Origin of the sequence: Fulvitalea axinellae, from assembly GCF_036492835.1 — a bacterium.
Taxonomy (GTDB): Bacteria; Bacteroidota; Bacteroidia; order Cytophagales; family Cyclobacteriaceae; genus Fulvitalea; species Fulvitalea axinellae.
Window position 1 is genome coordinate 652,631 of record NZ_AP025314.1, and the last position, 26,351, is coordinate 678,981.

18 protein-coding genes are annotated in these 26,351 nt (G+C 52.1%); 15 read left to right on the forward strand and 3 right to left on the reverse strand.

Annotated features, from left to right (window positions below; all coding sequences use genetic code 11):
• The first annotated feature begins 248 nt into the window (after positions 1-248).
• From iolB to dcm, 8 genes are all read left to right on the forward strand, one after another.
• Positions 249-1,127 (forward strand): 5-deoxy-glucuronate isomerase, encoded by an 879-nt coding sequence (gene iolB / locus AABK39_RS02720; RefSeq protein WP_338393380.1) that lies wholly within the window; start codon positions 249-251, stop codon positions 1,125-1,127.
• Between the two features lie 144 nt (positions 1,128-1,271).
• Positions 1,272-2,846: a solute:sodium symporter family transporter gene (locus tag AABK39_RS02725; protein WP_338393381.1), complete on the forward strand. Its 1,575-nt coding sequence runs from the start codon at positions 1,272-1,274 to the stop codon at positions 2,844-2,846.
• Positions 2,847-2,966: 120 nt separating this feature from the next.
• Positions 2,967-3,983, forward strand: coding sequence for a 5-dehydro-2-deoxygluconokinase (gene iolC / locus AABK39_RS02730; RefSeq protein WP_338393382.1), 1,017 nt, complete (start codon positions 2,967-2,969; stop codon positions 3,981-3,983).
• A gap of 51 nt (positions 3,984-4,034) precedes the next feature.
• Complete coding sequence (locus AABK39_RS02735) at positions 4,035-5,510, forward strand: CoA-acylating methylmalonate-semialdehyde dehydrogenase (RefSeq protein WP_338393383.1); 1,476 nt, start codon at positions 4,035-4,037, stop codon at positions 5,508-5,510.
• A 168-nt stretch (positions 5,511-5,678) separates the two neighbouring features.
• Positions 5,679-6,692 (forward strand): inositol 2-dehydrogenase, encoded by a 1,014-nt coding sequence (gene iolG / locus AABK39_RS02740; protein WP_338393384.1) that lies wholly within the window; start codon positions 5,679-5,681, stop codon positions 6,690-6,692.
• A gap of 159 nt (positions 6,693-6,851) precedes the next feature.
• Positions 6,852-7,481, forward strand: coding sequence for an HAD family hydrolase (locus AABK39_RS02745; protein WP_338393385.1), 630 nt, complete (start codon positions 6,852-6,854; stop codon positions 7,479-7,481).
• Positions 7,482-7,596: 115 nt separating this feature from the next.
• Positions 7,597-8,076: a hypothetical protein gene (locus AABK39_RS02750; protein ID WP_338393386.1), complete on the forward strand. Its 480-nt coding sequence runs from the start codon at positions 7,597-7,599 to the stop codon at positions 8,074-8,076.
• A 242-nt stretch (positions 8,077-8,318) separates the two neighbouring features.
• On the forward strand, positions 8,319-9,275 hold the full coding sequence (gene dcm / locus AABK39_RS02755) for a DNA cytosine methyltransferase (protein ID WP_338393387.1): 957 nt from the start codon (positions 8,319-8,321) through the stop codon (positions 9,273-9,275).
• 98 nt (positions 9,276-9,373) lie between these two features.
• Here dcm and AABK39_RS02760 read toward each other — a convergent pair whose 3' ends face one another.
• Entirely contained in the window at positions 9,374-9,784 is a 411-nt protein-coding gene (locus AABK39_RS02760; protein ID WP_338393388.1) for a hypothetical protein, read from the reverse strand.
• Between the two features lie 135 nt (positions 9,785-9,919).
• On the opposite strand from AABK39_RS02760, the gene AABK39_RS02765 reads away from it, so the two are divergent.
• On the forward strand, positions 9,920-11,203 hold the full coding sequence (locus AABK39_RS02765; protein ID WP_338393389.1) for a DEAD/DEAH box helicase family protein: 1,284 nt from the start codon (positions 9,920-9,922) through the stop codon (positions 11,201-11,203).
• Between the two features lie 160 nt (positions 11,204-11,363).
• Here AABK39_RS02765 and AABK39_RS02770 read toward each other — a convergent pair whose 3' ends face one another.
• Positions 11,364-12,047, reverse strand: a complete 684-nt coding sequence (locus AABK39_RS02770; protein ID WP_338393390.1) for a hypothetical protein — start codon at positions 12,045-12,047, stop codon at positions 11,364-11,366.
• Positions 12,048-12,642: 595 nt separating this feature from the next.
• Here AABK39_RS02770 and AABK39_RS02775 point away from each other — a divergent pair.
• The 3 genes from AABK39_RS02775 to metK all read left to right on the forward strand — a co-directional run bounded on the left by AABK39_RS02775 (position 12,643) and on the right by metK (position 15,771).
• Complete coding sequence (locus tag AABK39_RS02775; RefSeq protein WP_338393391.1) at positions 12,643-13,407, forward strand: alpha/beta fold hydrolase; 765 nt, start codon at positions 12,643-12,645, stop codon at positions 13,405-13,407.
• A 180-nt stretch (positions 13,408-13,587) separates the two neighbouring features.
• Entirely contained in the window at positions 13,588-14,310 is a 723-nt protein-coding gene (locus AABK39_RS02780) for an SAM-dependent methyltransferase (RefSeq protein WP_338393392.1), read from the forward strand.
• A gap of 207 nt (positions 14,311-14,517) precedes the next feature.
• Positions 14,518-15,771, forward strand: coding sequence for a methionine adenosyltransferase (gene metK, locus AABK39_RS02785; RefSeq protein WP_338393393.1), 1,254 nt, complete (start codon positions 14,518-14,520; stop codon positions 15,769-15,771).
• A 138-nt stretch (positions 15,772-15,909) separates the two neighbouring features.
• Here the strand turns inward: metK and AABK39_RS02790 are convergent, their stop codons facing one another.
• Positions 15,910-19,512, reverse strand: a complete 3,603-nt coding sequence (locus AABK39_RS02790) for an SUMF1/EgtB/PvdO family nonheme iron enzyme (protein ID WP_338393394.1) — start codon at positions 19,510-19,512, stop codon at positions 15,910-15,912.
• Positions 19,513-19,867: 355 nt separating this feature from the next.
• Between AABK39_RS02790 and AABK39_RS02795 the strand changes: the two genes are divergently transcribed.
• From AABK39_RS02795 to AABK39_RS02805, 3 genes are all read left to right on the forward strand, one after another.
• On the forward strand, positions 19,868-21,613 hold the full coding sequence (locus AABK39_RS02795; protein ID WP_338393395.1) for a hypothetical protein: 1,746 nt from the start codon (positions 19,868-19,870) through the stop codon (positions 21,611-21,613).
• Between the two features lie 206 nt (positions 21,614-21,819).
• Positions 21,820-22,992: an exo-beta-N-acetylmuramidase NamZ family protein gene (locus tag AABK39_RS02800; RefSeq protein WP_338393396.1), complete on the forward strand. Its 1,173-nt coding sequence runs from the start codon at positions 21,820-21,822 to the stop codon at positions 22,990-22,992.
• 140 nt (positions 22,993-23,132) lie between these two features.
• On the forward strand, positions 23,133-26,099 hold the full coding sequence (locus AABK39_RS02805) for a tetratricopeptide repeat protein (protein WP_338393397.1): 2,967 nt from the start codon (positions 23,133-23,135) through the stop codon (positions 26,097-26,099).
• The last annotated feature ends 252 nt before the right edge of the window (positions 26,100-26,351 follow it).

The following is a 26,351-nucleotide window of genomic DNA, read 5'->3' on the forward strand; positions in this document are numbered from 1 at the left end:
CGAATAAAACAAGGGTAATTTTATTCTAGTGCATACTTAGATCTTTAGCATGGTTCGACTCTTTTGTTTTTCCGATCCAATACTCTTTACTCAGTACGCTTTACTTTTTACTCCAAAAAAGAGAATAGTAAAGAGTCCAGAGTAAAGCGTAAAGAGTACTTAGGTCTTTAACATAGTTCGACTCTTCTGTATTCCGATCCAATACTCTTTACTCAGTACTCTTTACTTTTTACTCCAAAAAAAGAAATATGAAACGTGACGATAAATACCCGCTCCTTTGCAAAGCCGAGGACGGAGCAATATACCAGTCTATTACCAAGGAAGAAGTGGGTTGGAAAGACCTGAACTTCGAAGCCCGGGCGCTCAAGAAAGGGGAAATCTGGGAAGCCAACACCGGCGACAGCGAATACGCCATCATCCTGTTGGGCGGTAACTACAAAGTGACTTCCGACAAGGGCGAGTGGGAAACTGTTAACGGTCGGAAGGACGTTTTCAGCGGAATAGCCCACAGCTTGTACTTGCCTCGCCGTACGTCTTTCAAACTGGAAGCGGTAAGCGATGAGTTGGATATCGCCTACGGTTGGTGCGAAACGGAGAAGGACTTTCCCGCCCAGTTCAAGACGCCCGAGGAAGTTCAGGTGGAAATCCGTGGCGGAGACAACGCCACCCGCCAGATCAACGACCTGATCCAGCCCGGCTTCGCTTGCGACAAACTTGTGGCCTGCGAAGTTTACACGCCTTCGGGTAACTGGAGTTCGTTCCCCGCCCATAAGCATGACGAACGCAAACTGGGCGAAAACGGAGAAGTGTTGGAGGCCGACTTGGTCGAGACGTACTTCTACAAAATCGACAAGCCGCAGGGCTATGCCGTACAGCGCGTTTATACTACCGACGGATCCTTGGACGAAACCTCCATGGCCCGCAACAACGACGTGGTTTTGGTGCCCAAAGGTTACCATCCCGTCGCGGCGACGCACGGCTACAATGTCTATTACCTGAACTTTCTGGCCGGTAGCGACCAGTCTTTGGCCAACACGCCGGATCCCGACCACGATTGGATCTTCGGCACTTGGAAAGGCCGCGACGAACGCATCCCGATGGTTACCGCCGAGATGAACAACGGATAAAACTCAATGCCAGCGCCCGGAGACCATAGCCATACCGGGCGCGGCGCCACCAAGACAGAAACCACCGACATCCCGGCGAAGACTTAACCCCGGCTTCCGCCCCGATCGGCGTCACTTTTTGCCTTAAACAACTCGATACCCATCATGCTGACTCTTTTATCATTTATAGGCTTTACGGCCTTTGTGGCCTTTTACGCCTGGTACAAATTAAGGAAAGACAAACTCGACTCGAAGGACGGATACTTCCTCGGTGGCCGTAGCCTGACGGGCGTGGTGATCGCCGGCTCAATGCTGTTGACAAACATCTCTACAGAGCACTTGATCGGGATGAACGGCTCGGCTTATAAAAACGGTTTTATAATCATCGCTTGGGAGGTGACTTCCGCCTTGGCGCTGGTGATCGCGGCGATTTACTTCGTCCCGAAATACCTGAAGATGGGCCTTACCACCATCCCCGAATACCTCGAACGGCGTTTCGACGGGCTTACCCGTACGCTCGTCGCCTCGTTTCTGATCCTTTCCTTCGTGTTTACCCTGTTGCCCATCGTGCTTTATACGGGCGCTATTAATCTGGAAAGCATCTTCGATGTTTCGGAAACGCTCGGAGTGACTAAAAACGAAGGCCTCTGGATCACTGTGGTGGGCATCGGGATTATCGGCGCTATCTACGCCATCTTCGGCGGACTAAAGGCCGTGGCATACTCGGATACCATCAACGGTTACGGCCTTTTGTTGGGCGGTTTGTTGGTGCCCATCATCGCGCTTTACAGCATCGGTGACGGCAACATCTTCGACGGCCTGATGAAAGTGTACGAGAAAGCTCCCGAGAAATTCAACGTTATCGGGGCCAAGGACTCCGTGCTTCCTTTCGAAGTCCTGTTCACCGGTCTGATGATCAACCAGCTTTATTTCTGGGGAATGAACCAGACGATTATCCAGCGGGCGCTTGGCGCCAAAAACCTTGTGGAGGCCCAGAAAGGTCTTCTCTATACCGGCGTGCTCAAGCTTTTGGTACCGTTGATCATTATCCTGCCGGGCGTTATCGGCTTCTATTATTTCGGCGAATCCATGTACGGAACGCTGGACTCTGTTTACCCTGAATTGGTCAAGAAAGTATTGCCGCTGAGCCTTATCGGATTCTTCGCCGCCGTGGTGATGGGTGCCGTGCTCAGTACCTTCAACAGCGTACTCAACAGCGCCGCCACGCTCTTCAGCGTGGGTATATATAAGCGCCATATCAAAGCCGACGCTAGCGAGAAACGCTTGGTTTGGATCGGTAAGGCCACGTCTACCATTCTCGCCGTTTTCGCTATTGCCGTGGCGCCTATGGTGGCTGACGCTCCTGACGGCCTGTATCAGCTTATGCAACAGCTCAACGGCATATTCTTTATTCCCGTGGCCTCCATTATGATCGCCGGATTCTTCTTTCCGAAGATATCGGCTACCGGTGCCAAAGCAGGACTCGGCGTGGGCTTGGCCTTCTATATCCTGACCATTTTCGTCTTCAAGGTGGACATCCACTTTGTACACATCTGGGGTATCGAGTTCCTGCTGAATATGGGCGTGATGTTCGCCGTGTCGGCCATTGTACCTAACAAGAAAACGAAAGAAGAAAAACAGCCGCCGGCGGTGGATATGACCCACTGGCGCTTCGCCAAGCCTTTGGCCTTCGTGCTCTGCGCGCTTACGGTGGCCGTTTACGTTTGGCTTGGCCAATAAAAAAACTCTATGGAAGGGCCCGAGAAGTCGGGTTGCCAGTACCTGTGATTTCGGTTCCGAATAATCCCTTTACCGACCGCCGGAGCCCTTCCCTTTTTCCGGAACACTGAATCGGAGATTATGAAAGACAACAAAAAATACGACGTGATTACCTTCGGTCGCTCCTCGATCGACCTGTATTCGCAGAACATCGGTTCTCCCTTTGAGGAAATAAAAGGATTCGACGCCTTTGTGGGCGGTTCGCCGCTCAATATCGCCGTGGGCTGTGCCCGTCTTGGCCTTAAGTCGGCTTTGCTTACCGGCGTGGGGCGCGACAAGGTGGGTGACTTTATCCTCAACTTCCTGAAAAAGGAAAACGTGGAGACCGAATACGTAGCCACCGTGGATGGCGCCCGCAGTAGCGCCGTGGTTTTGGGCATTGAGCCTCCGAACCGTTTCCCGTTGGTGTATTACCGTGACAATTGCGCCGACAGCCAGATAAGTATCGCCGACGTGTTCCGCGCCGATATTTCCCAGTTCCGCTGTTTCGAGCTGTCAGGTACGGCCCTGAATATGGAGCCTTCCCGAAGCGCCGCTTTCTTGGCCGGCGAGCAGGCTTATAATGCCGATGTTCCCGTAGTGCTTGATCTCGACTTCCGCGCCGATCAGTGGCATGACCTTTTGGCCTACGGCGTGACCATCCGTTCGTTCCTTCCTTACGTGAAAGTGGCGATCGGTACGGAGGAAGAAATCCTCGCGGCCGTTTTGAAAGATCCCGCTATGGTCACGATCAAGGACCAGCAGATTTCAGCTCCCGAAATCGCCGGAGACATTGACGAGGCGATCCAGACTATCCTCAACTCCGGCGTGGAGGCCCTCGTGGTGAAGCGTGGCGAGAAAGGTTCGTCCATTTTCCTTAAAGACGGCCAAGTGATCGATGTTCCCGGCTTCCCGGTGGACGTGCTTAACGTCCTTGGCGCCGGCGACGCCTTCGCCGCGGGCTTTATCTACGGCTATCTCAAAGGCTGGGACTGGGCCAAGTGTTGCCGCATGGGCAATGCCTGCGGCGGTTTCGTAGTTACCCAGCCCGGATGCGCCAACTTCAATCCGCATTTAGAAACCATCGAGAAGTTTATCGAAGAAAAAGGGGGCTTTTAGGCCTCCGCCGAATCAAATGCACCTTATCCTAATCTCTTTCTAATATTCGAAATGGAAGCTTTAAATAACTATATCAACGGCGAGTGGATCGCCAGCGTGGAAAAGAATACTATCGATGTCGTTAACCCCGCTACGCAGGGCGTTATCGCCAAGACGCCTTACGGGGAAGGTACCGTAAAAGACGTTGACGCGGCGGTAAAAGCGGCCATGAAGGTTTTCCCGCAGTGGAGAAACACTCCCGTCAATAAGCGGATCCAGCCGTTGTTCAAGCTCAAGACTTTGCTGGAAGAGCATCGTGACGAGTTGGCCAGCCTGATCACCCGCGAGAGCGGGAAGACTTTGGCCGAGTCTTACGGGGAATTGACCCGCGCCATCGAAAACGTGGAGACCGCCTGTGGCATGCCGATGATGATGCAGAGCGAGTTTTCGGAGAACATCGCCGGCGGTATCGACGAATTTATGATTCGCCAGCCAATCGGTGTGGCGGCTTGTATCGCTCCTTTCAACTTCCCGGGCATGATTCCTTTCTGGTTCTTGCCTTACGCCATCGCTTGCGGTAATCCTTTTATCCTGAAACCTTCCGAAAAGGTTCCGTTGACCATGATGCGCGTCTTTGAGTTGATCGAGCAGATCGGTTTGCCTGAGGGCGTAATCGCATTGGTGCACGGAGGCAAGGAAGCTGTGGACGCTATGCTCGACCACCCGGACGTTAAGGCGATTAGCTTTGTAGGTTCGACTCATATCGCCAAGTATGTTTACGCTCGCGGTACCGCCAACGGAAAACGCGTGCAGGCTCAGGGCGGAGCGAAGAACCCAGTTGTCGTTATGCCTGACGCCGACATCGAAATGACTACGCAGATCGTCGCCGACAGTGTTTACGGTTGCGCCGGACAGCGTTGTTTGGCCGCTTCCAATATCATTACGGTAGGTGACTCCAAGGGCGTGTTCAAGGAAGCGATCGTCGAGGCCGTGAAGCAGCGTGTTACGGGTTATGGCTTGGACGAAGGCTCGCATATGGGGCCCGTTATCACTCCTGAGAGCAAGGCCCGCGTGGAGGAGCTGATCCAGTTGGGAATCGACGAGGGTGCCAAGGCTCTTATCGATGGCCGTAACGCTACTATCAGTGGCTTTGAGCAAGGAAACTTCCTCAACCCGACTATTCTCGAAGGCGTACAGGCCGCCGGCGAACTCGCCAAGACCGAGATCTTCGGCCCTGTGATGAGTTTGATGAACATGGACTCTATGGAAAGCGCCCTTGAGTTTATCAACGCCAACACTTACGGAAATATGGCTTGCCTCTTCACCTCTTCGGGTGCCGCCGCGCGCAAATTCCGCAACGAGGCCGACGCTGGCAACATCGGTATAAATATCGGCGTGGCCGCTCCTATGGCCCAGTTCCCGTTCAGCGGTTGGAAGGATAGTTTCTTCGGCGATTTGCATGGCCAAGGCCGTCATGCCGTGGAATTCTTTACCCAGACCAAGATCGTTATCGAGCGCTGGCCTAAGGAATGGAGCCGCAAGTTCTGATATAAGATTTTTCCCGCTCCCGGATGGCGTCGGTCCGCGCCTTCGCTGTCCGGTACTTTTACCAAACAACATAGATAGTATAACCCCGCGGATTCCGCGTCCCGAATAACCGCTTTTTGCTATATAGCCGGAGATTTGGAGCGCCGGGTTCGGACACACCCTAGTGATATGAAAAAATTGACCGTTGGCATAGCCGGCGTAGGCCGGATTGGCAAGATACATTTGGAGAACCTTGCCAGAAAGTTCTCGCAAGTTACCGTAAAAACCGCCGTGGACGCCATGGAAGCCGGTCGCGAATACGCTCGTAGCTTGGGCGTGGAAAACGTTACGGACAATATCGACGATCTGATCAATGATCCTGAGATCGACGCCGTGATCGTTTGTTCGCCTACCGATACGCATGCCGAATATACCATGGCCGCCGCGCGCGCCGGTAAGCACGTATTCTGTGAAAAACCCCTCGACCTCTCCCTTGATACCGTCAAGGAAGTTCTCGCCGTGGTCGAGGAAGCCGGCGTAAAGCTTATGATCGGTTTTAACCGTCGCTTCGACGGCAACTTCATGAAGATCCGCGAGCTTGTGGAGGCCGGAAAGGTAGGGGAGCCGCATATCCTCAAGATCACCAGTCGCGATCCGGGACCTCCGCCCGTAAGCTACGTGAAAGTGTCGGGCGGAATGTTTATGGACATGACCATCCACGATTTCGATATGGCCCGATTTATCGTAGGTTCCGAGGTTAAGGAAGTTTACGCTACCGCCGGCTGTATGGTGGATCCCGAAATTGGCGAAGCCGGCGATGTTGACACCGCTTTGGTTACGCTTACTTTCGAAAACGGCGCCATGGGCGTGATCGACAACAGCCGGAAGGCCGTTTACGGTTATGACCAGCGTGTGGAGGTATTCGGTACGGAAGGCATGGCCAATACCGACAACAACCACTATGACAACCACCGCTTCTACGGTGCCGGGGGCATTAACGCCGCCCTTCCCCTGAATTTCTTTATGGACCGTTACATCGACGCCTATTACAACGAGATGGAAGCCTTTGTCACCGCTTTGGAAAAAGGTGAGGACATGCCCGTTTCCGGCAAAGATGGCATTATGTCTATGGCCATCGGTTTGGCGGCCAAAAAGTCTGTGGAAGAAAAGCGTCCCGTAGCCGTAAGCGAGATATTGGGATAAACGATTTCTGAAGGCAAACGCTATACACTTTAGGGGGGAACCTTTTCGGAGCCGGGCTTCGTAGGTTCCCTTTTGCCGTTTAGGGCCTTCGCGTTGTGAATTGCGGGTTTATTTTCGCTTATTGGATTTTAACCTTTAATTTTTAACTTTCTACACCACATGAAGCCGATTATTTCACCTGATACCATCCTTGTTTTTGACAAGGACGGGGTTCTTTTCAATTCCGAAACCATAAAACTCAGGGCCTTCGAGGACCTTTTCCTCGACTATCCCGAACACGCCGAGGCCATCCATATCTATAACCATGAGTCAGTTGGCCGGCCCCGGGCCGAAAAGTTCGCTTATATCCTGCGCGAGATCCTGAAGCGGGACGACAGCGAGGAGGCCGTGGCCGGATATATGGAACGCTCGAAGACTATGCTCAAAGAGCGTCTCAAAGAGGCCCCGATGATTGGTGGACTCAAAGATTTTCTTGCCAAGCACGATTCCAAGCTCAAGTTTGTCTGTTCCGTGGCCATTCCCGAAGAGGTGAACGACCAGCTGAGCTTTAACGGAATATCTGGTATGTTCGAAGACGTGTTCGCCTATCCGCATGACAAGGCCGACGTGCTTTCCTCCATCAAGGAAGACTACGGCGACGATATCCTTTTCTTCGGCGACACCCTCACCGACTACGAGGCCGCCGTCAAGGCCGATGTGGCTTTTGTCGGGATACACGCTACCGAATACCCCAGCCCTTTGGCCGAAAAGGACGTCCGGCTTATCGGTGATTACGCCGAGTTGGCCTGATACGGAATAATCGTTATTTTGCTTAGGCATTTTTATAAATGGCCCGAAGCCCCGGAAGCGTCGCCTCGTCTTTGGGGGGCTTCCCGCTTTGGGCTGTTTTCCTAGCCATACGGATATGTTCTATTTCAGAAAAAAGGAAATACTCTTGCCGGGACAAGACTGCGCTGTCGCTGACCGGAATATCAGACGACGGACAGCGAGGCGTTACTTGTTCCTTAACGGTTACGGCATTTCCCATATGGTTATTTTTCCCGAAAGGCTGATGATGGGCCGTGCCCATGCCGACCGTTCCGTTACCACGGCCCGCTATCGTCATAGTATATTGGGTTTTCTGCCCAAGGTATATGCCCGTTGGCGCATGGATTCCACTCCCGAAGGGGCGAAGTTGACAATTCGGACTAAGCCGGGGATTATTACTTCATTTGTGTTCCTTTTTTTGTTTGCGTTGCCCGCCATGGCCCTGTTGCTTGATGACGGTCTTGTTATGGACCGTATTCTGCGCTTTGCCTTCTTTTTCGGGCTAGGCTTGGCGCTTCTTTTTTGGGAATCCAGAAAAACCGAGCGCCTACTCAAAAAATTGGCTACGGGCGAATAATGTAGCTTTCCTGCGCCGGCTACCTTCCGGTCGGTGCTCGCCAAAGCTTTCCGCCGGCCTATTTCTTTTCCCCTGAGTTTGGCCGTTCAGAAATACGCTCCTAACTTTGCGTATTCCGGCCCAATGAATTAGATTCGGAGCCTTGTTTGCTAGAAAATCTTTAGCATAGGGCGGTTACGTCTCTCGGTGTCGCCGAGTCCGTGGCCGGAACTGTTGAGCAATAGATTTACTAATTTCTTCTGATGTATAAAGTAGGTAGCTTATATGCGGGTGTTGGCGGAGTCTGTATGGGCTTTATGAATGCGGGCGCCGAGTTGGCTTGGGCCAATGAGTGGGATGCCAAAGCATGTGTCACCTATCGTCATAACTTTGGGCATAAGCTCTATGAGGGTGACGTTATGGAGCTTGACCCCGAAGGTCTCGCCCCCGTGGATATCCTCGCCGCAGGCTTTCCTTGCCAACCGTTCTCGGTGGCGGGCTACCGAAAAGGTTTCGGTGACGAAAGGGGAAACCACTTTTTCCGCATCATGAAATACGTGGAGGTTCTCAAGCCGAAGGTGATCTTTCTTGAAAATGTGAAGAACCTGCAAGGCCATGACAACGGCAACACTTTTAGGGTGATTCAGGAGACGATAGAAGCCGCCGGTTATTCTTTCGACGCGAAAGTCCTCAATACTAAAGACTATGGCAATATCCCCCATAACAGGGAGAGGATATTCATTGTGGCTTTCCGCAACGACGCCGACGGGGGCAACAAAGCCGCCGAGCGTTTCGCTTTTCCGGAGCCCGAGGAGCTTACCCGTGTGGTGGGCGACGTAGTGGATTTTTCGGCTAAGGTGGACAAGGCTTTCTATTACGGGAAGGACCGTTATATGTACCCCGAGCTTAAAAAGCATATGACCAACCCGGATACCGTGTACCAATGGCGCCGGTTGTATGTCAGGGAGAATAAAAGCAATGTCTGCCCTACGCTTACGGCCAATATGGGAACTGGTGGGCATAACGTCCCCTTGGTTGTCACGAAACACGGCTTCCGTAAGCTTACGCCCAAGGAATGTTTCCTGTTCCAGGGCTTCCCCGAGGACTACAAACTGCCGGCGGAGATGGCCAAGTCGCATCTGTACAAGCAGGCCGGCAATTCGGTCAGCGTTCCCGTAATCGAGCGTATCGCCGAAAAGATTATCGAGGCGGCCGGATAGGTTCCGGCTTCGTGCCGGTAATTTTCCCCCAATAGAAAAAGGGGGACAAGTCCCCCTAAAATCGGTGCGTGCGGCCCGCTCATCGGCGGAAAAAATGCTTAGAGCGCGCTTTCCAACAGTTCTTTAAGATAGTAAACGCGGTCCTCAACGTTTCCTGAGTTCGTGGTGGTTTCGTGGTCGAGAGTCAATACCCCGTCCTCGAATTTACACCAGTCTCGGGCTGACCAGATGTCGTTCGCGTTGCGGATTCTGATGGTTTTGAGTGACTCCATCAAAGCTTCCTTACCCAAGTCGTCTTGGCAAATGTCTTTGTAAACTTCCAGCTGCGGCGCGAAGTACACGTCAGGAATGGCGGAGTTGTAAAGCTCTACCTTTTCGTCTTTGGCGAGGCTATCCCAGTCCACTTCCACGTCAACGGTAAATCCCAAAGCGGTGAAAAGCTCCGCCTTAAGCTCGTTGTACTTGTTTTCCTGGAAATCACGAATCGCTCTTTTTTCTTTCAAACCCATAACTGTCGCTTTTTGATGTTATCTTATGTTGACAAAGATGGACACGAATGAAAATATTTAAATCCCTACGATTAGGGTAATTCGCCCTCCCCGAAAACCGTGATTTTGTGCGGTATTGGGGCCAAAAATATGGTTATGGCAAAAAATACCGAAGAAACGCCCTTGTTTCCCGGCTTCGGTGAAAGTACGTCAAAGGCGCCGGCGCCGAATTCTTTTGCGGGTATAGACCGCCTGCGGGGCGGAGGGTACGAAAAACTGCTCAGGGCTTTTGCCCGGTTCTCCGGTTTGTTTAGCGAAAGCCCGACTCCGTATCTGTATTACCGCGCCGCCGAGAATATTTTCTGCAAATCCTTTGGCGCCGAGAACCTTTCGCGTTCCGATACTGCCTTCGACGCCAAGTACGATAACATCGGGGTAGGGCTCAAGACCTTTTTGGCCCCGAAGAGTGACAGCGTGGAGAAAGTGGCAGAGTTTAATCGCTTGGCCAAGGAACTTGCCCTTTTGGACGGTCTCCCCTTGGCTTTGCGTTTGGCCGAACTGCGCAACAACAGGGTGGCCATGGCCAAAAGAATCTACGGTATTGAGAAGGGCGTGTACCATATAGTGGCCCGCCGTCCCGGCGAGCTTCTGCTTTTTGAGACCGGCTACGGATTTATCGACACCGAAAATATCCGGGGAGTCAAGCGCACATCGGCGGGCATCAGCTTTCGGGATGGCGAGAACGAATACTTTTTCAACAGGTCCAAGAGTACCCTGTACCGTCGCTTCCGGATTCCGGCCGATGCCTATAGTATAAAAGTGGAGATCCTTGACGACCCTTACGACGCTCTTTTAGGTTTGTCGCAGGGAGAGGGGCCCGGCTCCGCGTCGTCCAAGGATTCCGTGCCGGGGGAAAATTACGTTATCCTCCCCCTTTACGGTTATCGCCGTGGCGAGAGGACCGTTTTCCCGAAGAGCGGGATAAACCAGTGGAACGCTTCCGGCCGGCGCCGTGATCCCGGCGAGGTTTACCTGCGCGTGCCGGGCAAAGAGATCCGCAATGCCTTTCCCGACTTTTTCCCCGGCCGTGACGAGCCTTTCCTGTTGTCCACTCCTACGGGCGAGGAACTTTCCGCCAAGCTTTGTCAGGAAGACGGCAAGGCCCTGATGACCAATCCCAATAAGGCCTTGTCGGATTGGTTGCTCCGCAAGGTGCTCCGCCTGCGCGAAAAGGAACCGGCCACCATGGGTAAGCTCGACGCCCTTGGGGTTGACAGTGTCCGGGTGGATAAACTGGAAGAGGGACATTACTCTATAGACGTGGCCGAGCCCGACGCTTTCGAGAAGTTCAAGAAGCTGGTTTTGTCCGGCGCTCCGGAGCCGTTTGTAAACCTTGATGAAAAAATAAGCCCCGGGGGCAAGACCGGGGCCGGTAGATGAAAAAAGGCAGAAAGCGGACTAATGTTTTCGAACTGCGGGGCTAGGGCGTGGATGACCGCCCTTCCCGTTGTGGCTTTTGTTTGTGGAGCCTCGGTTGCTTCCGTTACGCAACCCCCCGGGAGCTAGGCGCTCCGAGGAGTTGCGGTTAATTATCACAGCCTTATTCTTTGGAGTCTTCGTCTTGTTTGTCTTCGGTAAGCTCCTCCACTTTCTTTGATCTTGAGCCGTACAGTACGTATTCTTTGTACTTGGCCTCGTTGTCCTCTTTCCATACGTGTTTGCCTATTTCGCAAACCTCCGTTACCATGCGGTAAAGCTCTCCCAACAGCATGCTTCTTTCCATAGTCATGGCCTGTCGGGTTCTTTTGGCTTCCGTCAGGTCATCGATGGACTGATCCATGCCTTTTCTGTCGATATCCAATGCCGTCAGCTCCTCTTCCGTTACGCCTCTGTTGGCCAGTTTGTCCAGCATGCCTCGCGCCGCGCTGGCTACGCGTTTCGCGTGGCTGATCAGCTCGGCGTCCGTAAAGGATGTGAACTTCCCGAACTTAAAGTGGCGGTACTCCGGAGAATTGTCGCCGAAGGCCAGCTTCATCCTGAAACGCAAGTCGCCGATTTGGCGCTCTATCGACCTTCTGAGGATGTCCTTGGCGCTGGTTTTCAGCATCTGTTGGCCTTCCCAGTACTCGTCCGGCATAATTTCCCGCAGAGTATCAATCTTTGTCTTGTAACTCTCCGAGAAAGTGGCCTGAATTCCGTAGTCCGAAAAGACGGCGATATCCCTGTTCAGGGCGCCGTATACGCTGTCGCATACCTGCAGGAATTCGGAGTGGGTGAATTTCATGTTTTGACTCGCTTGACTCATGGGCTCTTTTGTCGTTATTGATTGTTTCTAAAACCGTTTGTGTGTTATCGACGGGCTTTCTGCCTTGTGGGAGAACCTTCGGGTTATGGTTCCGTACACTTAGTTTCCGTCGCATCCGTTTACGTACAGGAGAATAGCCGGAACTGTGCCGGTAAAGGGTGGAGAGTGCCGAAAAATGGGGTGATGTAAGAAATTAGTGGCAGAAATTATCCCGGCACTGGCAGAAACTCTACCGGCATAGGGAGAAATGGTTCCGGCACCGGCGGAAAACGTACCGTACGGAGCGGAAAAGGTATCGGCATCGGCGAAATATATTTTGTCGAAGGCGGAAATGCCCGGGTAAGAAAAAAGTCCGATACCGACATCGGTAATCGTTATATCGGTCCGGCTTTCTACAGACAGGCTTTTGGCGTAACTTGCGGGCGGAAAAAATGGACCGTATGTAGCCGGAGCCGATTTCGGTCGGGGAATGTATGGGGCGGTGACGCCCGAGGCTTAGCCAAGGGTGCGCATATCCGGCAAGGGCCCGGCGAGCCCGGAATCGCCAAAGAGTTTATCCGAAGCCAAAACGACTATGGAACTGTTCTATCGAGAATACGGGGAAGGCTCCCCGCTGATTATACTTCACGGCCTGTTCGGCTTTTCCGATAACTGGGTCACCTTCGCCCGAGCGTTGTCGGACAGATACAGGGTTTTCGTGGTGGATCAACGCAACCACGGCAACTCTCCGCAAAGCGGGGAGTGGAACTACGGCGTAATGGCCGAGGATCTGAAAGAGTTTATCGAACGGCACGGCCTACAGGGCGCCGTAGTGTTGGGGCATTCCATGGGAGGCAAGACGGTGATGGAGTTCGCCGCGCATTATCCCGAGCTGATCAGTAAGATGATAGTGGTGGATATGGCTCCGAAAGCCTACGAACCCCGCCACGACGAGATAGTGGCCGCTTTGCGGTCCGTGGATTTGGCCTCGATACAGAAAAGATCCGACGCCGAGGCTGCATTAGCCGTAGGTATTCCGGACCCGGGCGTAAGGCAGTTCCTGATGAAGAACTTGGCCCGCAACCCGCAGAAAGGGTTCCGCTGGAAAATGAACCTGCCGGTAATAGCCGAAAAGATAGAGAACGTAGTGGAGGCGGTGGCCCAAGGGGCGCACAGTATGGTTCCCGCGTTGTTTGTAAGGGGAGCTAATTCAAATTACGTTACCGACGCTGATATTCCGGCGATTGAGGATATCTTTGCGGATAGCGAAGTGGTGACGGTGGAAGGCGCCGGGCATTGGGTCCACGCCGAGAAGCCGGCCGAACTGCTGGAAGCTGTGGAGGAATTTCTTGAAGCCTAAATTGTACAAAGCGCATAGTAAGGCTGAAAGCTGGCATAAAGGCCGGCTACGACGGACCTAAAAACGGTTGTGTACTGGCGGGGCGATTGCCCGGCGAGGTATAGGCAAGCGTTGCGGGCGCGTACGATTAATGAAGGTGAGGCGGAAGAAAGCCCCGTAAAGAGAAACAGAAGACAGAACATGGGAACAGTGTATATGATTCCGAACGTGATAGCGGGCGGAACGGCGGACCAGGTGATAGCGCCACAAGTAAGGGAGATTCTCCCCAAACTGAAATACTTTCTGGTGGAGGATGTCCGTACGGCAAGGAGGTATATCAGCTCGTTGAAGCTGGGAATCCGTATAGAGGACCTGGTTTTTGAGAAAGTGGACAAAAAAACCGGACCGGCGGAGATAGGGCATTTGATGCGCCCCGTACTAGAGGGTAAGGACGTGGGAGTGATCTCAGAGTCGGGCTGTCCGGGTGTAGCGGATCCGGGAGCGGCGGTGGCGGCTTTCGCCCACGGTAAAGGAATCAAGGTGGTACCTATGGTGGGGCCTTCGTCATTGTTGTTGGCGTTGATGGCTTCGGGTTTCAACGGGCAATCTTTCGCGTTTATCGGGTACTTGCCCATAGACAAAGCCCAAAGAAGGAAGCGGATCATAGCCGTGGAGAAAAAGTCGGAGGAAGAAAACCAGACGCAGATATTTATCGAGACGCCGTACCGAAACGAAGCCTTGCTGGGAGCGCTTTTGCGCAATCTGAAACCCTCGACAAAGTTATGCATAGCCAGAGACGTGACGGGCGAAGAGGAATTTGTGGTGACGAAGTCGGTAGGCGAATGGAAGAAATCCGCTCCGGAACTAAAGAAAGTGCCTACGGTATTTCTGGTACAGGGACAGTTTAACAAGAAAAAAGGCTAAACCGTACCGGGCGTGGAAGGCGCCACGGGAGTGTCTGAAGCGCTTGCGGGGCGAAAGCTGAATATAGAGTCGTCCAATAACCGGAAGGCTTGATGATAATATGAAAAATAGGCGTAACTTGCGCATACATAAAGAGGTGTGTTTTTACGGGCGATTCGTTGCCCGTTTTTGGTTCCCTTTTGTGTAAACCGAATAACCTAAAACATTATGTCTTACTACTTTACTTCAGAGTCGGTTTCGGAAGGACATCCGGATAAAATCGCCGACCAAATCTCAGATTCTTTACTGGATAATTTCCTGGCCTTCGACCCGGAGTCGAAAGTGGCCTGCGAAACCCTCGTGACTACAGGCCTTACCGTACTTAGCGGAGAGGTGAAATCCGAGGCATATATAGACGTGCAGGATGTGGCCCGTAAGGTGATCAAGAAGATCGGCTACACCAAGTCGGAATACAAGTTTGACGCCGATTCGTGTGGAGTTATTTCCGCTATTCACGAGCAGTCTCCGGATATTAACCAGGGAGTGGAAAGAGAGAGCGAGGAAGAACAGGGTGCCGGCGACCAAGGCATGATGTTCGGATACGCCACCAGCGAAACGGAAAACTATATGCCTTTGGCGCTTGACCTTTCGCACAGGATTCTTCAGGAATTGGCCAAGATGCGTCGCGAAAACGACAAGGTGCAGTACCTCCGTCCGGACGCGAAAGCGCAGGTTACCATCAAGTACAGCGACGATGACAAACCGGAGGCTATAGACGCCATCGTGATCTCGACGCAACACGATGATTTCCACTACGAGGATCATACGATGCTGGAAAGAATCAAGGATGACTTGGTAAACATCTTGATGCCGCGCGTAATAGCCACTTTGCCGGACAACGTGAAGGCGTTGTTCACCGACGAGGTGAAATACCATATCAACCCAACCGGAAAGTTCGTTATCGGCGGCCCGCACGGCGACACCGGACTTACAGGCCGTAAGATCATCGTTGATACGTACGGAGGAAAAGGAGCCCACGGAGGCGGAGCTTTCTCAGGTAAAGACCCTTCTAAAGTGGACCGCTCGGCGGCTTACGCTACGCGTCATATCGCCAAGAACTTGGTGGCGGCCGGAGTGGCAGACGAAGTGTTGGTGCAGGTATCGTACGCTATCGGATTGGCTGATCCGATGGGAATTTACGTAAACACCAACGGCACGGCCAAGGTGGACAAGAGCGACAGCGAGATAGCGCAGATCGTAGGCAAGATCTTCGACATGAGACCTGCGGCGATCACCAAAAGGCTGAAGCTGAAGAACCCGATTTATTCGGATACCGCCGCTTACGGACATATGGGACGTAAACCGGAGATCAAGGAAGTGACTTTCAGAACGGCGGGACAGAAACGTACGCTGTTGGTAGAGACATTTACTTGGGAGAAACTCGATTATGTTGAGGAGATCAAAAAAGAGTTCGGCCTGTAATAGGAAGAATTTTTAACGAGATACAAAAAAAGACCGCCGATCCGGCGGTCTTTTTTTATGCCCGCCCCTGGATTTCCCCGAAGGGAAAAAGGACGGAAGAGGGAAAGCTCCGGTTGAAGCCTTCCCGTTGATTGTTTCTTATTTCTGGGCCATAGCCTTAGGATCGTCAAGTACGACGATACGGAAGCCTACGTTGAAGATTTTTTGCCATGGCTGGAAGCCCAAACGGTAAGAGGCTGTGGCACGTTTCGGCAAGTCTCTCCAAGATCCGCCACGAATGGCCTTGAGATTGTTCTCGTTGAGGTCGTTACGGCCGTCTTTGGCTTTGTATGGGTATGGAGCGTAGTCGGAAGCGGTCCATTCGGCCACGTTTCCGTGCATGTCGTAAAGTCCCCAAGCGTTAGGCTTGTACTGCCCCGTGCCGGAAGGAACCATTACGCCGTCGTCAACTGCCTCTACTTTCGGAACAAAATCTTGCGAGCGGAATACGGGATGGTCCGGGCCGACAGGCTTAGGGTCCACGCCGTTTACGGCAAGTTTTTGCAGGCTGACATCGGCCAAGTTGGCGAAGGCCGAGAAGTCTGTGCTTTGTGTTCCGTACCACATATCGGAGCCGGAACCGGCACGGCATGCCCATTCCCATTGCGCTTCGGTAGGCAATGTCACTTGCATACCCGTTTTCTCGCTGAGCTTTTGGCAGAAGGCCATAGCCTCTTTCCAAGTAACGCGGATGGCGGGTTGTTCAGGCTTGTTCGCGGGGTAACCGGCGAACACGTGGTCTTTCCACTGCTGGTCGATATGGCGACTGTCATGCTCGGGGAAGAATTTGCGGAACTGCTCGTTGCTGATTTCGAAGGCTCCCATCCAGAAGGCTTTCTCCACCTTTACTCGGGCGCGTGGGTATTCGTCTTTGGAACCTTCTTCCGATCCCATCACGAAACTGCCGGCGGGAATGCGGACAAGCTTGATGCTGATTCCTTCTCCCAAGTCAATGGTTTTTGTGGAGCCGTCAGCGGTTTTTGCCTTTTCTTGCAGTGTGCCTGCCATATCAGCGGTAAACGGCCATTTCTTGGCTTTAACCCTCTTATGCTTTACAGGAGCTTCCTTTTCCGGCAACACGGGAGTAACCGGGCCTTGGGCCCAACGGCGGGCGCGGGCGCGGGCGAGTTCCTCGTCGGAGTTGTCGATAGGCGTGTCGAAGCGGAGAGCGAGTTCTTTACGGCGGACTTCCTGAGGCGTTTCGCTACGGAATTTGCCACTCTTGTTGTATTCTCCGTGGAACGGTACGTTCAAATCGATCCAGGTGTTGAGCCTGTCCCACTCCTCTTCGCTAAGTTCCACGTTGTGGTGACCTTTTTCCAACATCTGAACCAGTGGGCTCAGGCTTGCGTGGAAGTCCATAGGAGTAAGCATAGTCTGGTCAGACTCCGGACCGGGACGGCGGATGTACGGGTGGAGGTTCCAGTAGCTCTTGCCGAAGGTCATGTGGGCCTTGGTGTACCAGTGCTGTACGCCGGACTTGATAACACGCTTCATGGTAGTGTCGGCGAAGTTCGGGCGGTGGCTGTCTTTGCCGTCGTGGCAGCTTACGCACTTGCGGTCAAGGGTAGGCTGGATCTCGTTCATAAAGGTCATCGGCCTGGTTTCTCCGTACCAAGGTTTGATTTTGGCCGGTTTGCTTTTGCGCGAAGCGATGGTCGGCTTGGCGATAGGCAAAGTGTTGCGGTCTTCGTGACAACCTACGCAAGAAACCGTTTCGCCGGGCATGGCGGTCATCCAGCTTCTCATCAATTGCATGGCTCGGCCTTTCTCGTCAAGAGGCTGCATGGAGATAGGCGTGTTGGCGGGCACTTGGAAGAATGCGGATCCGTCTTCTTCCACAGGTACGGTTCCCATAATACGTTTCACGTCCCAACCGCTTTCGATACCGGCCGAGAAATGGTCGCCGAGAGTGCGGTTGTAAACGAATTTGTATGTGAACAGGCGCAATTCCTTCACGCTTCCGCGAGGTACACCGGCCAAACCGGGACCTTGGTAAATGTCCTGGATGTAAACGTTGGCGGTTTTCTTGGTCAAGTTCACCTGATCAGGAATTACGCGAGGCGTAGGTTTTTTCTCTTTCAGGATCGGGCTTCTCATACCGGCGCCTTCCGCTTCGGCGATCAGGGTCATGTTGTCGAAGATATCGACGAGGTAGATTCCCCAGAGGCTGTTAGGGCTCATCTTGGCGGAAACGAGGTAATACTCTTCGCTGAGCGGATATGGGGTCACGAACTGTGGCCATACGCCGTCTACGAGGCGGTCTTTGATCTCGGGGATCACTTCTTTGCCGTAGCCCGGGATTTCCTGTACTACGCCTTCGGCTTCCTTACGCCCTTTCATCGGGTCGAGGATAACCAAACGGCCGGCACGCGCCACACCGTGGTGTCCCGATACAATACCTACGATTTTGGTAGGGTGCCCGGGAACAGGGCGAGCGTCGAAGAATGAGTTCGGCCAGTAGGAGCCACTACCGTAGTATTCTTTTTTGCCTGTTCCGTCAGGGTTCATATGGAGCAGGTTACGGGCAAAATAGTGCGCCATGTCGGTGTATTCCCAACGCAGGTACATCACGCGTCCGTTGTTTAGCACTACAGGATCCCACTCATTGTCTTGGCCGTAGCTCAGCTGGCGAACTTTCTTGGTAGCGGGGTCCATGACACTAACTAAGGCCACGGCGTCGTTACCATTAACACAAGGTACGCCTTGCAACGAAAGGTTGGAGGTTAGCATGATCTTGCCGCTAGGCAAGTAGGTGCCGTCCATAAAGTCCACTTCGGGAACATCGTCGGGAGTCAGGAGTTTTGGCTCTCCACCGTCGGCGGGCATTTCGTATAGGTGCCAACGGCCGTGCGGGCCGGCTTTGGAGAACATCATCTTATCGGCGTCGAAGTTCAGCTCAAGATCGGCGACGTGACTGCCTTCGGCTTTGTATACCGTTTGGTAATTAACGTCGGCTTGGTTCATGCCGGAGATTAATCCCACTTCGCCACGGCCGCGCTTGGGGTTGGTGTTGGCGTTCGACTTCCAGTTGGCGCCGGGCATACCCATGCCGGGAGCGCCCGAACGGCGGGCGTATTTGCCCAGCTCGTGGCGGGTAACCAAGATGTCGGACTTGAGGAGTGGGGTGGAAAGAAGAAGCTCTTTCTTCAATTCCACGATTTCCATGGCCCGTTTTACCGCTCCGGGCTTCCGGGCGTAAAGGTCGGCTTTGGCCTTGGGCAACCCGTCTTTGATGCGTTGGTAACGACCTTGGTCCGAGAATCCGCTGTGCTTCTTGGTCATGAAATCCACGGAGCGTTTGATGGCCGCGAGGTTTACGTTTTCGAGACGTTCCTGCACCTTGAGCGCTTCCACTGTTTCTTCGAAAAGAGCAAGTAGTTGCTTGTCGTCAGCGCAAGACTGCAGGGCGCTTTTGAAAGCGCTCGGGTTCTTGAGTCCGGAGATGGTTTTCTCAACGATTTTCCGGTCAAATTTGCCGTTTTCGATCAGCCTGGCTGGGTTTTTCCCGGCATGGCGCTCGATCCAAAACATGGCGGTGGGGTGTTTGTCCCAAAGGGTTTTCCACTCCCCTTTTTTATCCTTGGCCTTGTAGGCCTTCGCAAAGTCTTGTGACCAAGAGCGTTGGGCCCATGAGGCGCCTGCGCTAAAGGTCAGCAGGAAGATCGCTAAGGATAGATGAATGAAAAAAATCTTTCTCATGCCTGTTGGATTAGATAATTGTGTCAGCTAATGCATATTCGACCCTAAACGCCATAGCCACCGTGCCTTAAAAATGGATGTCTCGGGAGTCTCGTTTCGGAGCGAAAAAAGTGCCCGCGTTACGGGTCCGATATCCTTGGGAAACGGAAGCTAAAGCGATATAATCATCGAATACGGTAAATATAAGTCGATTTTCGTAAATGCAAGGGGGGGAAATGTTGCTAATTGAGAGGCCAAATGATTCTGGGCTAAGAAAAATCCACTTCCTTCCAAATAAGGCCGGAGGGATTGAGGATTACCCGAAATATGCTTTATTTTGCGAGGATATTTTTAAGGGATGTCCCTAAACGATACTATGAAATATTTCCTTATTCTTATAATGTTTTTGCCCGCCGTGGTATGGGGCCAAGACAACCAGATCCGATTTGAAGAGGGCAAGACTTTGCTCGAAGGCAAGCGCTATAAAGAGGCCATGGCCACATTTCTGTCGCTTACCGAAACCGGTAATCAAAATTGTTACGCTCGCTATGCCTGCTTTTATTATGGATATGCCGCCTACGAAGCCGGGGAAAAGCAAAAGGCCCGGGCAATGTTTACCCAAGTGACAGTCAGGTATCCGGAGTGGAAGCAAGCCGATGACGCCCGTGTTTGGTTAGCGCAAATCGCTTTTGACGAGGGTTTCCGCGCCAAGGCTATGGCCATACTCGAAAAGGTGGAAAAAGGCCCGAAAAGAAAAACGGCCTATGAAATGGCCAGAGTGTACTTAGACAAATCGGATACGGAAGACCTTCGCATTCTGCATAAGCGTTTGCCGGAAGACAAGACCGTAGCGATGGTCCTCGCCGAGAAATTGGCCGCCACCCAACCCGAAGACAGGGAGCCGGGGGAATTGGAGGCTTTGGTAAGGGAATTTAAGCTAAACCCGGAAATGTATGGCGTGAAGCTCAAAACGACGGGCCATACCAAAAAGAGCAGTTATAACGTAGCGGTGATGTTGCCGTTTCTTTATATCAACGATTCCGCCTCGATTGAGGCTCGCACTCCCAATTTCGTCTACAACCTGTATTCGGGAATGGAGTTGGCTCAAAGGCACTTGGCCGAAGAGGGCGTGGACATAAAACTGTATCCATACGATACCAAAAAAAGTCGTGATAGCTTGTCGGTGACGCTAGCTACGGACCATATCGAGGAAGCGGACCTGATCTTGGGGCCGTTGTATTCTTCCTTGGCTACGGAAGCCGTAAAATTTTCGGACAGGTCCGAGACCGTGTTATTCAATCCCCTTTCCACGGACAGCGCGTTGGTGGCGGATTCGGAGTATGCCAAGCTGTTCTTGCCCGATAACGAAACCCAAGCGCGCCAAGCCGCCAGATTCGCCGTTTCGAAAGTTGAGAACAGAAACGCTATGATTTTTTATGGAACAAAAGCCAAGGACTCCATAAAAGCTTACGAGTATAAGAGGGCGATAGAAAAAGATAGCTTTAATGTGGCGATTATAAGGCGACTTGACCGCTATAACGCTCGCTCAATCGATAAAATGCTTAGGGCCAAAACCAAAGTGCCTACAGATTCTGTCAACAACTATGGAGTTCGGATTATGGAAGACTCGCTCCATATCGCGCCGGACAGCATCGGACACATTTATGTGGCGTCCGATAACGAGATTTTGGCTACCAGCGTTATCGCGGGCATTTCAGGCCGGCCGGACACGGTGATGCTTATCGGCGACGGACGTTGGCTCGATTACTTCGTCACGCCGGAGACTTTGGAAGAGAAAGAGATTTATCTGGTGGCCCCGAACTTTGTTGATATGTCCACGGACAACTTTCAGCGCTTTAGGGAGGATTACGCAAGAGCGACTTACCGCAACCCTGACCGCTACGCCTCGCAAGGATATGATATGCTGATGTTGTTGGGCAAAATGCTGAAGGAAAACGGAACGGAAGTATTGCCGGCCAAGGGGACCGGTTTTGTGCCAGGCACGTTGTACTACGGTTACGATTTCGACGAAAAAGGAAAAAACCGGGTAGTGCCGATCATAAAATACAAGGATTACACCCTGAGGGTAGCCAACAAGCCCGAAGAGGAAACGGAAGATTAAGAAAACGCCGGAAATCCATAAGCCGGACTGTCGCCGTGGCGTCGGTTCGGCTTTTTTGTTTACAAAATAGTCCGGGTTAGATAAAAAGATGCCGAGAAATACGGAAATTGAATTCTGGAGGGCTGTTTCCGGGTTTTGGTTTTGGAAAAAAAGAATTCGAAGAAGCGAAAAGAGTCCTAACCCTTGCGTTGAAAACGATTATGGAGATGGGAAAGAATGCCGTATTGAGAGCCGTGACGGCTTGTTGCTTATTTTTGGGCTTCTTGGGAGCGTGCGCCCAAAAGACGGAAGAAAAACTGACACTGGGCGCCGAGCGCTTTGACGTGTACGGGCCCGGGCTTGCGGGGCAAAGAGTGGCTTTGGTAGTGAACCAAACGTCCGAGATCCACGGCGTGCATCTGGTTGATATGTTTTTGGCCAAAGGCGTGGAGGTGGTCAAAGTATTCGCTCCGGAACACGGCTTTAGAGGCAAGGCGGATGCCGGCGAGAAAGTCAATGACGCAACGGACGCGAAAACGGGTTTGCCGATCGTGTCGTTGTACGGTAAAAACAAGAAACCTTCCGCCGAAATGCTCTCGGATGTGGATGTGGTTGTCTTCGATATACAGGACGTGGGAGTGCGGTTTTATACCTATATAAGTACCATGCATTACGTAATGGAGGCCGTGGCCGAGCAGGAAAAACGCATGATTGTTTTGGATCGGCCTAACCCGAACGGCTCGTATGTGGACGGCCCCGTTTTGGAGAGAGGCTTCGAGTCGTTTGTCGGGATGCATCCTATTCCGGTGGTACACGGGGTTACGGTTGGGGAATTGGCCAAAATGATTTCGGGCGAGAAATGGTTGGCTACGAACAAGGTTTGCGACCTGTCGGTGGTGCCTATGCTCGGTTACAGTCACGATATGCCTTATTCTCTTCCCGTAAAGCCGTCGCCGAATCTTCCTGATGAGGTTTCGGTGCGCTTGTATCCTTCGCTCTGCTTTTTTGAAGGGACTCCGGTGAGTGCGGGTAGGGGAACCGAACGGCCTTTTACCCTTTACGGTTACCCGGACAAAGCTATGGGAGAAGACACTTTTCGTCCGAGAAGCATTCTCGGAATGTCAAAATACCCGAAACACGAAGGAAAATTGTGTTACGGAGAGAATCTCGCCGATGCTCCGGGTTCGGTGGGCTTTAAACTTGAATACCTTTTGCGTGCGTACAAGAATTTCCCTGACAAGAAGAAATTCTTCAATTCCTTTTTCGATAAACTCGCCGGAACGGATAAGCTGAAGGCTCAAATTTCTGCGGGAATGGACGAGAAAGCGATCCGGACCACTTGGGCGCCTGCGCTGGAAGCCTACGGGAAAATGCGGAAAGGTTACCTTATTTACGAATAAGGCGGAGAGAATAGTGTACGAATGGTCGGGATGGAGCGTAATGTTATTGCGAACCTTTCGGCGAAGTCAAAGTTTCGGGTACCGATACGTTCGGGATCCCGGGAACGAAAATTACGAATGGAAAAATAATACCGGTTGTTATGTTGTTCTGGAATCGTTGGCAAAGCGCCTATCGTCTTTTTTACATGACCTTGTTGGTCTTTTTCACCGTAGTTACGGGTGCGTATCTCTACGGTTTTTTTTCGGGAAATTCAAATTGGCTTTCATGGGAGCTTGATATAAAAGCCGAGCCCGTCGAAACCGTTGCGGAGAGTTTGGAAATCGGGCCTTATAAGATTGACCTTCCGGCCAAAACTTACGTTGCTACAGAACATTATCGCGCCAGCGATCCGCAGATCAATCCGGAATATTCCATGTATTTCTGGTTGGTTTTGGGAGTCGGCGCAAGCCTTTTGCTTACGGTTTCCACGGGTTTTAACCGCTTTTGGTTTCTTGTGAGTATGGGCGTTTTCGCCCTTTCGGTTTTGGGTTTGAGGCTGGAACTGTTGGAGTTTTTAGGAAAAGAAGATTCTAAGCTCGCTTTCGGGATAATCGTGTCCTATTTCGCCGTTTCCTATCTGTTTCATTCCATATGGAAAGCGGTGTCTATACCGGCCCGTTTCGTGGTTTTCGCCTCGCTTACGGCTTTATGGACCTTTGCGATCGTCAAATTTTCCGAAGGGGGAAATCCGGTGATGATCTTGACCGGTTTCGGAATCTGGCCGGCCACATATCTGACTTTGGCTTTTATCCTGTTTATAGGCACTGAGATTTTCGCTACGCTTCTGAAGTTTTTGCCCGATACCAGTACGAGCCCTTCGGGGAAAATGAACAACCTCGGGCATTATTTGATCTTTTGTGTCATTTATTTCCTGAACTTGGGAATGGTGTTTTATCAGATGACAGAAGGCGAAGATCTTGGAGTGTACCTCCTGAGCCCCTTCCTCATCTTTGTGATCGCCACGGTCGCCGGTTTATTCAATTTCGAGGCCCGTTCCGAAAAATACGCCCGGATGTTGCCCTTCTCGCCACTTGGCGCCATGCTTTATCTTGGTTTTGCGTTGGTGGCCACCGCTACGGTAGCGTTTGCGTTTTACACCGGAAACGACCCGATGGCCGAAGTTTTCGAAGACGCTATCGTTTATTCCCAAATAGGTTTCGGCATCGCTTTTCTCGTTTATGTGTTGATCAACTACGGGACGCTGTTGGGAAGGAATAAGGCTGTGGCGAAAGTGATGTACAAACCGGTGAGAATGCCGATACTCAGCATGACTTTGTTGGGAATAGGCGGAACGGTATTGTTCTTTGGGAAATCAAGCTGGCTGATTGTGGATCAAATGAACGCCGGTCGGGCCAATTTGGTGGCGGACCTTTATCTTTATGAGGGGAAATTCGAGACGGCAAAGCGCAACTACGAAATTTCGGCCTACCATGGCTTCCAAAACCATCACGCCAACTACACGCTGGCGCATTTGGCCGAAAAGAAATCGAATATTTCGGAGGCTTTGGTCCACTTGGAATTGGCCGTGTCCAAGCAGCCTTCCCCGTACGCTTACGCCCGTCAGGCGAAGTTGTACCAATCGCAAAACCGTTTTTTCGACGCCCTTTTCTGCTTGCGCAGGGGAACCTCAAAGTTTGAGGGGAATGGCCAATTGAAAAACGAAATCGGAATGCTTTACGGAGGTTCGCAAGTGTTGGATTCGGCTATGATTTGGCTTGGCCAGGCCGAAAAAATAGGAGATACTAGACTTTCGGGCTTAAGAAACCGTTGGGCGCTGACGGCGCTTAAAGATATTCCATTGGATAATGATCTGAACGCAAAACTTGACGCTATCGAAGACCCGATGGCCAAGGCAAATGTTGTGGCCGTATCGAATATCCGTCCGGGAGCTCCGCTTAAAGCCAGTCTGGCGCCGGCTGAGGGGGCTTTGGATTTTGGCAGAACATTGTATCTGAATAACATCTCGGTGAATCTCGGGGAAAATGATCCGGTTGCCTTCGCTGATTTTATCCAAGCTACGTTATCCGATTCCGTAAACGCACCGTACGAGGCGTTTCTAAAATACAACGAAGCGCTTGCGGATTATCGGGCCGGCCGTGTATACGACGCACTTGACCTGCTATCGAAAATGACGGTGGAATACCCGTCTATGGATGAGCGTCTCGTTTTTGCGAAAGGATTTATCGCATTAAAGAACAAAGCGTACCAGCAAGCGGGAGATTTCTTCCGCGAAGCCCACCTGTTGGGATATCCGCAGGCCGAGACCTATAGCCTGTTGGCCATGGCCGAAGCCGGGTTGCTTAAGAATACGGCTATGCTTTGGGAAAACTCGGTTGATTCTTCGGTTGTGCGTGACGATATGCTTTACGTGTTGAAAACAGATAATGTGACTGACGTATTTTCCGCTTCGGACCAAAAGAAAGCTCTTTGGTTAAGGTATAGAAGTGCCGACGCCGACCCGGGGCTGATTTCCCGCCTGGAGAATTCAATCCGAACACCGGTTTTCAGAGCGGATTTGAACCTTTACTACGCTTCGAAAGCATTGGCGAATAACGAAACGGAAGAAGCTTCCCGTTACTTGAAAGAAGCCGAGAAATACGGAGCGAAGGCCAACTGGACAAGAGCGGTAAAAGCCAGGATAGCCTTGGCCGAAAGAAAGCCGACAACTACAGGGCTTTCTCTGGCTCCCGATGAAGAGCTTTGGTTAAAAGCCCAAAGGGCGGAGGCCAATGGCGAACGAAAAGAAGCCGACTCGCTGTTTATGGCGCTCGGTTCGGCCAATCCGTACTTTACGGAAGGCATGTTGGCCGCGCTGGAATACGCCGAAAGCGGGAAGGACGGCCTTGAGAAAGCGTACAAGATGGTAGTGCGCGCAAAATACGCCGACGCTTACTCTGTGAGGCTGAATATGGCATATATCCGTTTGGCCTTGAAAATGGGGCTGGACAACTCCGCGGACAGGGCCCTGCTTGAGATGATCAATTACGTTTCCGAAGAAAATTATAAAGCATTGGAACAACGGGTGGAAGGATGGCGCTCACGCTTGGAAAATGGCGAGGCCATATAGTCCGGAACCCCGCACCCGGTAATTCCCGAACAACCAGAGAGTTAATAATTCGGTAATAATTTCCGTATCGTGGAAAAAAGCATTACCTTTGCGCCTGATTTTCCGTAAAGTGAGGTCGCTGCCCGAGGCGGATTTTCCGCTCAGATGGCCGATACCGGAGACGCAACGCCTTAGCGTCAGGCCGGTGCGCGGAACGGAAAGATCAGAACATTCTAGTTATCAGGAGGGTAATTACTGAGACGCTCTTGCGTT